Annotated in this window: 8 protein-coding genes and 1 CRISPR repeat array; of the genes, 3 read left to right on the forward strand and 5 right to left on the reverse strand. The window is 37.9% G+C overall.

Translation table 11 applies throughout. The features are described from left to right. The first annotated feature begins 122 nt into the window (after positions 1-122). A CRISPR array of direct repeats spans positions 123-518; the repeat unit is 37 nt; unit sequence GTTTCCATCCCCGTTAGGGGAAGTGGTTATGTAAAGT. 253 nt (positions 519-771) lie between these two features. Next, the gene (locus V7K42_RS13380) at positions 772-2,211 is read right to left on the reverse strand and encodes an MlaD family protein (protein ID WP_334916868.1); all 1,440 of its coding nucleotides are present in this window, start codon (positions 2,209-2,211) and stop codon (positions 772-774) included. A 254-nt stretch (positions 2,212-2,465) separates the two neighbouring features. Continuing rightward, entirely contained in the window at positions 2,466-3,248 is a 783-nt protein-coding gene (locus V7K42_RS13385) for an ABC transporter ATP-binding protein (protein WP_334916870.1), read from the reverse strand. 624 nt (positions 3,249-3,872) lie between these two features. Between V7K42_RS13385 and V7K42_RS13390 the strand changes: the two genes are divergently transcribed. After that, positions 3,873-4,916 carry a threonine aldolase family protein gene (locus tag V7K42_RS13390; RefSeq protein WP_334916872.1) on the forward strand — a complete coding sequence of 348 codons (1,044 nt, stop codon included), beginning with the start codon at positions 3,873-3,875 and terminating at the stop codon, positions 4,914-4,916. A 99-nt stretch (positions 4,917-5,015) separates the two neighbouring features. On the opposite strand, the gene V7K42_RS13395 is transcribed toward V7K42_RS13390, so the two are convergent. The 3 genes from V7K42_RS13395 to V7K42_RS13405 form a co-directional block, all read right to left on the reverse strand. Then, a complete protein-coding gene (locus V7K42_RS13395) occupies positions 5,016-5,456 on the reverse strand; it encodes a thermonuclease family protein (RefSeq protein ID WP_334916874.1) in 441 nt (146 codons plus the stop codon). An 82-nt stretch (positions 5,457-5,538) separates the two neighbouring features. Further along, positions 5,539-6,102, reverse strand: coding sequence for an HD domain-containing protein (locus tag V7K42_RS13400; protein ID WP_334916876.1), 564 nt, complete (start codon positions 6,100-6,102; stop codon positions 5,539-5,541). 87 nt (positions 6,103-6,189) lie between these two features. Beyond that, positions 6,190-7,467, reverse strand: a complete 1,278-nt coding sequence (locus V7K42_RS13405) for a GAF domain-containing sensor histidine kinase (protein WP_334916878.1) — start codon at positions 7,465-7,467, stop codon at positions 6,190-6,192. Between the two features lie 407 nt (positions 7,468-7,874). Here V7K42_RS13405 and V7K42_RS13410 point away from each other — a divergent pair, with 407 nt between their 5' ends. Together V7K42_RS13410 and V7K42_RS13415 are read left to right on the forward strand one after the other, a co-directional pair. Beyond that, the gene (locus tag V7K42_RS13410) at positions 7,875-8,003 is read left to right on the forward strand and encodes a hypothetical protein (RefSeq protein WP_334916880.1); all 129 of its coding nucleotides are present in this window, start codon (positions 7,875-7,877) and stop codon (positions 8,001-8,003) included. 9 nt (positions 8,004-8,012) lie between these two features. Then, a complete protein-coding gene (locus tag V7K42_RS13415; RefSeq protein ID WP_334916882.1) occupies positions 8,013-8,303 on the forward strand; it encodes a hypothetical protein in 291 nt (96 codons plus the stop codon). Positions 8,304-9,116 lie beyond the last annotated feature (813 nt).

A 9,116-nucleotide genomic window follows, 5' to 3' on the forward strand; every position in this document is an offset into this window, starting at 1 on the left:
GCTGTTTAATACTTAAAATTATTCATACTTTTGCTAAGTCTCCGATTAACTCAGCCCTGCTGGGTCATTTTGCATGGCTTAGTCTAAACTCCAGTAATTACCTAAACAAACTCAAAGAAAATGTTTCCATCCCCGTTAGGGGAAGTGGTTATGTAAAGCAAACCAGTTCAAAATTTGTCTGACAATTTAGTTGACAAAGTTTCCATCCCCGTTAGGGGAGGTGGTTATGTAAAGAAGAAGCTACATTCAGTCCTGTTGCATCAAACGTTTCCATCCCCGTTAGGGGAAGTGGTTATGTAAAGTAGTTTTTGCACCTCTGCGTGTGATGGCTGACCAACTGTTTCCATCCCCGTTAGGGGAAGTGGTTATGTAAAGTCAAGTTCGTTTTGCTGAAGTTTCCCATGTCCCAGGTTTCCATCCCCGTTAGGGGAAGTGGTTATGTAAAGTTCAAAGCTTATTTCGACGTAAACTATTACCCAGGGTTTCCATCCCCGTTAGGGGAAGTGGTTATGTAAAGATTTACCTTTTGGAAACCTTACAGAGCAAGGGTTTAAGACACCCAAATCGACACCACTTTTTGAATTCTCAATAACTATTAATTAATTATCAATAAGCGACTAATTTTACAGCCTGAAACCCTTACTGTGCAAACAATCGACACCAGTCAACGGAATTATACGGTTTTCAAGGTTCTGATGAGTGGTGTCGATAAGTTTCAACACACTGTATAAACAGTAAAATATGTTACTTAAAATTGTCAAGCTGTATTGCTTATTTTCCTGTCTCTAGTTGCTCCCGTTGCTTACCATACTCCCGCAGCTGTTTCAACAGAACTTCTTGAGATGAGTTAGGGATAGACGGACTGGGGGTTGGTTCAAGGGTGATTTCAGCACTTTCAAAATTAGCAGGTGAAGGATTAACTCCATAGACAGGTAGCGACTTGTCATTAGACATCGCTTGTTTGGTTGGTACTGGGGTAGGAATTAGATTCTTTTGTTTGTTCACAGCAGCTTTTACCGAATCTAGAGTAGTAGCAACTTGCACTTGTTGCTGCATATCTTGTGTAGAAGAGACTAAACCACTTAAACCATTCACCAATTGCCGTAAATTTTTGCGGAAATTAGGATCGCCTGTCAATTCATCTAAATCAGATGTAATTTTTTGGGTATTTTCAAAGGTGACTCGTGCTGAATCTAAAGTTTGTTGCAGCAACACCACATTCTTGGGATCGTTTAAAGTTTTAGAAGCATCGCGTAAATTAGCTGAGGCTTGGGCTGCATTTGCTGAAAGAGTTTCTAAGTTGTTGAGTAATTCTCCTTGAGTCAATCGATTGATCGATGGTGATAGGCTACTGACTGTAACACGTAGTTGGTTGCTGGTTTGGGTAATATTGTTTAAAGCGCCAACTAGTGAAGAACGATTTGTTGTCAACAGATTATCCAAATTTTTGATCAAATGATTTGCTTGAGTTGCAGTTTCACCAAATTTATTTACTGTTTGATTTGCGGATGTATTAAGTTGATTCGTTGCTCGTTGCACTGAATTAGCAGTGCTTGAAAATGTATTTAGTTGTTGTCGCAAGCTTTTGGTCAAACCTTGTAAATCCTGACTTAGTTCAGTAAAACTCGATGCTGCACCTGTGGTAGTTTCTAGAACCCTATTGACATTTCTATAAAATTTGGGGTTATTGTATGCAGCAGATAGCTCAGTTGAACTGCGAATTAGTTCATCAACACTGATTCCAATCTGACCTTTTAAGCGAGAGCCATTACAGACAATGAGACTGGTATCACAATTTCTATCTAGGGGTTTAGCAAGCACACCCCCAGTAGGTAATGTTGTTTTTGGTGTGATGTCGATAATACTTTCGCTAATTAATCCACTTTGATTAGCTTCCACCAGTAAATTCCGGGGCATAATTAAGTCAGTTTGGGCAATTTCAATTTCTACATCGATAGCATTCGCTTTTGGTAGAATCTTGTCAATAGTTCCGACTTTAACACCTCGATAGCGAACTATTGCTCCCTTTTGCATTCCGCCAGCGTTAGCAAATTCTACAATAATTTTGTATGAACGGCCAGCAGCAGTAAATCTATTTAACCACAGAAAGAGTAACCCAAATACCCCTATTCCTAGCAGGAGCAACAACCCCACAGAGCCTTCTCTAAATGTTCGCCCAGACGCGAAGCGGCTTGTCATCAGACCTCGCATTTTTTTCCTCCACCCAATAATTAGTTATGAGTTGGAAGTTAGGAGTTATGAATTGAGAGCTAGGAGTCAGGGGCTAGGAATTGGTAATTATGAGTTATGAGTTATGAGTTATGAGTTATGAGTTATGAGTTATGAGTTTAATTAAACCCTCGCTCCTCATTGTTAACTCCTCACTTTTAACTCTTAACTTCTCACTATTAACTCCTCACTCCTAACTTCTCACTATTAACTCCTCACTCCTAACTCCTTACTTTCTAACCGACGACTTGAATCGGCCCTTTCACGCTTCCACTTATAAATTGTTTGATCAACGGATTTTCTGTGTTGTATATCTCACTAACTGTACCTTGCCACTGCACTTTGCCTTCATAGAGAAATATAAGTCTATCAGCTGTCCGGCGGATAGTGCTGTCTTGGTGGGTAACAACAGCATAGGTACTACAAACTCCATGTAAACATTGCAAATAGCGGATTAAATCTTCGATTACTGTTGAGGCAATGGGATCGAGTCCGGCTGTTGGTTCGTCGTATAATAGAACTTCTGGGCCTTCTGAGGGATTCTCGGGGTTAGACATAATCGCACGGGCAAAACTTACCCGTTTTCGCATTCCCCCAGAAAGTTCGGCTGGGTAAAGGTCACTTATTGATGGCAAACCTACCATCTCCAATTTTTCTCGTACCAAATCTCGAATACGCGATCGCGGCAGCTTTGAATTTTGATAAAGTAAAAATCCCACATTCTCCTCCACCGTCAGCGAATCAAATAGCGCCGCCTGCTGAAACACCATACCAATGCCAACCTGCTGGCCACCATCCTCAATCAAACCGTCTCGCCGCACCCCTTGCACATAAATTTCTCCTTCATCTGGACTAAGTAACCCCGCCATTACCCGTAAAATGGTTGATTTACCAGTCCCTGATGGCCCAATAATCCCCAGTGCTTCTCCCCGGTAAATGGTCAAGTCTACATTATCTAGAACTTTATGGCTACCAAAGGACTTAGAAACACCTTTCAGTTCAATCAATGGTTCAGTCATTAGTTATTAGTCATTAGTCATTGGTGAGCCAGTGCCTTGGCGGGTTCCCCAATTTGTACTCTTACCAGGAAGCAAGCTACTTGCAGGGCATTGTATAGTACATTATAAGTATATGATTAGCATTTTAATTACCAAACTTTATTTTTTTAGCATAATATTTAGTTATTTGCCATTCTTGATGTCTCAGAATCCCCTGACCCCAAGGCTGAGGAATACACCGTAGTAACTTAACGTCTCAGTAAATGCAAACTAAAACTCCAGTTTTCTGTGGACATTAGCAGATTCATTTAACAGTATATTCATCCTGTTAGAGGCTATAACTACTCAGAAAAAAGCTACAAAAAAATATTTAGCCATTTGATGTGAGTAGAACAATTTTATTTCACAAATAAAAACTATCAGACTACAAACTTATCTTAATATCTGGGCTGATATTTATTTACAACTAATTTATAATTATTCGATAAAAATTGATTTCATTCCCATCGGAAGTTATTGTAATTAGCATATTCCTTGTATAATTTGATGAAGTTAATAACCTTCTTGCTCAATTTTAAAGTTGGCAATTCCTAAAATTATTCACTAATATTGTAACAATTACTAAGAAAAATCCAAGTAGAGATTATGAGTAACCACTCAGAGCAGTTTGCAAGTGACAATTCCTCTGGTATTTGTCCAGAAGCACTGGAATATATGATTAGGGCAAATCAAGGTAGTGTTCCAGCTTATGGAAATGATGAATGGACTCAAAAAGCAACAGATTATTTTCGGCAACTGTTTGAAATTGATTGTGAAGTATTTTTTACCTTTAATGGTACAGCCGCAAATTCTCTATCTTTGGCAGCCCTTTGTCAGTCATATCACAGCGTCATTTGCCATGAAACATCTCACATAGAAACAGATGAATGTGGCGCACCTGAATTTGCATCTAATGGTTCTAAACTGTTACTAGCTCAAGGTAAAAATGGCAAGTTAACATCAGAATCGATAGAAGCAATTGTCACTAGACGGACTGACATCCATTATCCCAAGCCTAAAGTTATTAGTATTACGCAATCAACAGAATTAGGAACTTTATATTCTATTGAAGAACTTATAGAAATTAAAGAAGTTGCGGAAAAGTATAACTTAAAGATTCACATGGATGGCGCTCGTTTTGCAAATGCAGTTGCTGCGATGAATAAAAGCCCTGCTGAAATTACTTGGAAAACTGGAGTAGATGTATTATGCTTTTGTGGTACTAAGAATGGAATGGCATTAGGTGAAGCGATTCTTTTCTTCAACAAACAGTTAGCAGAAGATTTTGATTATCGATGTAAGCAAGCAGGTCAGTTAGCCTCAAAAATGCGGTTTATTTCTGCTCCCTGGTTAGGTTTATTAGAAACTGGTGCTTGGCTAAAAAATGCCAGACATGCCAATCAATGTGCTGAATACTTAGAAAATCAACTATTAAATATAGAAGGCGTTGATTTGATGTTTCCCAGAGAAGCCAACGCTGTGTTTGTTAAGTTGCCTGAACAAGTTATTCACAGCTTAAAAGCAAATAACTGGCAGTTTTATACATTTATCGGTGTGGGAGGAGTACGTTTTATGTGTTCTTGGAACACGACTCAATCAAGGATTGATGAATTGATTGATGATATAAAAAAAGCAACGATAGCTATGTAATTAGTAGATTCGCTTTGTCCAGATATGCGACTTATTTAAAAATTCAAATATCTAATATCGATTACATCTGAGGTTGCCTCAAAAAAACTGGACTTGATATTACTTGGTACGAAAATTTAATTGAATTTTTGATTGCTGCCACAATCCTAGATGCTTATTTTTAGCATTAGCTTCTGCAATTAAAAACTGGGTTTTGCTCTCGTAGCAATTTTGTAAAGATTCTCGGTCAACGACAGCATTACCCGACTCTACCAAAAGGAGATTTACTGACCGATTATCCACGAACACTTCACCAACTGTACGACCATTATCGAGTTGTTCTGTGCTTCTAATCACGACAGGAGTTTTAGGTGGTAGTAGCTGTTTTAACCTTTGAGTTGCTGCTAAAGTATACGCTTGTCCAGTTGCATCTGGTGCTTTAATACACGCTAGTCTGACTGGAATTGTTTGTCCGCCATTATCTTTAACTAAAATTGTGTTTCCATCTGTAATACCAACTACTGTAGCTAGCACCAAGATTAGTTCAAGTAATTCCATCATTTTCTACGTAAGAATTTATGCATGTAGATAATGTTATTGCAGTGCTTAGATTGCTAGTGTGATTTGACTCACAAAAGTCTATTTACTTAATAAACGCTTTGTAATCTTCAATTAATTTTGCCAAGCGGGAAGCAAGAAATAGACTTGCATCCTGCAAAGTTTCATAAATCTGAATACCTTCTTCTCGATATCGAATAATTTTGTCTTGAATCCAATAATGTGGTGGTGCTTGGAGGTTAGTGATTCTATCTGCTAATTTCACCATCCATATTTCTCGTGGTTGCTCCTTTATCCTTTCTAAACTATCTGCCATTTGGAGATTTTTTGCTAAACTTTCATCTTTAGTCAATGCAAGTACACCATTAGCTACTGATTCACCAAATTCAGTTTTTATTTCCTCAAAGGTTATATTAGTATCTTCGATTGTGTCATGCAAAATAGCACATTGAATGGCAAGATTTCCGTCATTTTCTGTTTCTACACTTAGGGCTGCAATTACTTCCATGCTCACAAGATTCAAGTGCATAAGGTAAGGTATTTCGGAACCTGCCATTTTCTGACCTTGATGTGCACGTGCTGCTTTCTTTAAAGCTTTAATGTAAATTTCTTGTGACCAGTTTGTTGGAGTTACTTGATGTCTTTCCATTTATCAATTTTTCTGATGAACTGATGTAATACTGTATATCATAATCATAAATTATATACCCATAGCATAAGAAGCACTTGATATCAATTAAAAGCTCCGAAAAGTCACTACAGGTAATTGAACACTCACGGTAGTACCTGTTAATAGGTCAGAACAGATTGACAGTTCCCCATTATGAGCATTGACGATGCGTTTGGTAATAGCAAGACCTAACCCAGTGCCACCAGGTTTTGTGGAGAAGAATGGCTGACAAAGCTTAGTTAAAACTTCTGATGGAATTGGTTTACCGCCATTGTGGACATTAATACAGACTTTATTACTATGGAAAAACTCTACTTTCAACTTAACAATATCTCCTGCTGCAACTGCCTCACAAGCATTACGAATAATATTGATAAATACTTGTTTTAGTTTGTCCTTATCCCCCAAAATTTTTACTGTAGGCAACACCGGAATAAATTCAATTTGCCTTTTCACAGCTTCTGGCATTTCATGAATGCATAGCAACAACTCATAAATTAGTTCATTCACATCTAATTCATAAAGCTGTAATACTTGGGGCTTGGCGTAGAGCAAAATTTCACTTAGCAAACGCTCTAAACGACTAGCTTCACTCAATGCCAACGCTAATCGCTCTTGAGCAGATTCAGTTAAAATGGTTTTTCGGAAATACTTTAATCCCATAATCATTGTAGTCAAGGGATTACGAATTTCATGCACAATCATGGCAGCAAACTCACCAATAGCCGCCAGTCGTTCCTGTTCTAAAAGCTTGGCTTGGGTTGCTTGCAGTTCTGCGGTACGTTTCTCTACCTCAGCTTCTAAAAGATGATTAAATTTGCACTGTTGTTGATAAAGATGATAGTTGTCAATTGCCGTTGCAGCTCGTTCAGCAAACAATTCCACAATTTGGATGTCTTCTTTTGTAAAATCACGTGGTTGATGATTAAAAGAGCAGATAGTACCAATTACCTTATTTTCAGCAGTCCGCAATGGTATCCCTAAATATGCACAATAACCTTCTGGAGCTTGTCCATACTCTGGGTTTTTTTGAGCATCTTTCACGGCTAATGAGTGACCCATTTTAATAACAGTACCAGTTAGTAAACCATGTAATGAATAAACATGTTCACCCTCGCCCATTTCAAGACTACTAGCTAGAACAGTTTCAAATCCTTCTTGGCAAAAGGTAACAACTGTCCAATCAACTCCAATAAGTTCACTGACTCCGCAGGCAATATTGTGCAAGTAGCTGCCCAGTTCGCCAGTTCGATAGCTTAAAGAAGACAAACGTATTATGATTTGTCGCTCGCGTTGCCAAGTTCGATTGTGCAACAATATTTCATCGTCACTAGTTTTGTTCATGGATACTTATTGCATTGGTTCTGAAAGTAATTTAAAAAAGCGACTGGATAGTTATTTTGGCTACGCTGCACTAATTTGCTAGAAATATTTTACTAGAGGGATATGCTATTTATATACAAAAAACTGATGATTTTTACCTTATTCAATCTAAATTTATACAAAACTTAAATAGCAAGAATAAGTGGGCATAGCTGGCTTATCTTAGATATCGCTTGACTTCAGTCTGCTCCATTTACGATTATATAGTTACGCTTATTTATGTCTAGTTAATTACAGAGTAAAAATTGGGATTTTGCTGATAAATCTTATAATAGAAAACATCTCACAAGGGAATCTCTATGACAATCAATCTGCAAGGAATATTACAGCAACCAGGACAAGGTTCTTCGTACTGAGTGCTTGGCGATTTGTATACCTCTAAGGCAGTAGGTGAAGAAACTGGTCAAGCTTATGCTCTAATTGAGATTACTGTTCAACCACAAAACGGTACACCTCCTCACATTCATAGTCACGAAGATGAAGCTTTCTATATTTAAGAAGGAGAATTGAAATTTCAGCTTGATGAGCAAATTATCTTAGCAACTCCTGGAACCTTTCCTCACTCTCCTAAAGGTCAACTCCACAGGTTTTTAAATGTCGGTACAAAGCCAGCAAAATTACTTTGCTGGTTCACACCAGCAGGGTTAGAAAAGTTTTTTATGGAAGTAGGTGTGCCAGTCTCAGAGACAATGCAATTACCTAGCGTTAGTCCCGCAGATATGGAAAAAATGTTGGTAGCTGCTTCAAAATATGGTCTGGAAATTATTCCACCGCCTGCTGCATCTTCGCATGTGTAAGGTAATCTAACTATAAGCGATCGCAGTTAGACACCAAACAACAGTGCTGGAAAGCCTGAGAGAAGCGATCGCTAACTCAACGAATTAACCAAATTAAAATAATTGATAACTCAAATTATGAGTATAGCCCGGAAATATTACAAAATCAACATTTATATTGAAGAGTTTCATTATGAAAACGATTAAATGCTCTCGCTGCTTCAGGAATTAGCTCAATATACCAATACCCATTTATTTCATCTGCAAACTAACTAATTATTGCAAGTGCTGGTTGCCCAAATTCATCATCTTTTACTCCAAATAATTTGCAGAACTTTTCACCTAAATGACCAATTTGACCAGAAGAGTCACCATCATATCCTGCCGCTTCAGATAACTCTCAAGTGCGTAATCTGCGATTGTCTTTCATAAAGTAACAATGCTGATACAACTTATTTAAGATAGCTTTGTGTCCCGGAGTCAATTCTTTATAAATTGAATGAAATGCCTCAAAATATTTTTCCTCTGAAGGAATATAACGTTCAACATCTTTCAACACTCTACTTTTCCTCTTTTGATTTGCCAGAATGTGAAAATTAGGTGGCAATAAATGAATACGATCGTTTGATCTCCCTACTTTCTTGAGGCTGGGTACTTATGCGATAACGTTAAAGAATGGTTTACCCGGATTTCTCACAAAGCCTGAGAAAAGAGGAGTCAAAAACTGCCAAAATGTCTGTTGCACATGAATTCCAGCAGTTTTAAGCATGACCCCTCAAAAAACAGATTGTATACCAGAACAGTTCAAATTTGAACAAGTAAAGTTACGTCCAG

This window comes from Nostoc sp. (assembly GCF_036917455.1).
In the GTDB taxonomy this organism is placed as follows: Bacteria; Cyanobacteriota; Cyanobacteriia; order Cyanobacteriales; family Nostocaceae; genus Nostoc.

Bases quoted from the DNA above. Each gene is read 5' to 3' on its own strand.
- V7K42_RS13395 (WP_334916874.1), bottom strand. From the start codon at position 5,456: ATGATGGAATTACTTGAACTAATCTTGGTGCTAGCTACAGTAGTTGGT.
- V7K42_RS13380 (WP_334916868.1), bottom strand. From the start codon at position 2,211: ATGCGAGGTCTGATGACAAGCCGCTTCGCGTCTGGGCGAACATTTAGA.
- V7K42_RS13385 (WP_334916870.1), bottom strand. From the start codon at position 3,248: ATGACTGAACCATTGATTGAACTGAAAGGTGTTTCTAAGTCCTTTGGT.
- V7K42_RS13405 (WP_334916878.1), bottom strand. From the start codon at position 7,467: ATGAACAAAACTAGTGACGATGAAATATTGTTGCACAATCGAACTTGG.
- V7K42_RS13400 (WP_334916876.1), bottom strand. From the start codon at position 6,102: ATGGAAAGACATCAAGTAACTCCAACAAACTGGTCACAAGAAATTTAC.
- V7K42_RS13390 (WP_334916872.1), top strand. From the start codon at position 3,873: ATGAGTAACCACTCAGAGCAGTTTGCAAGTGACAATTCCTCTGGTATT.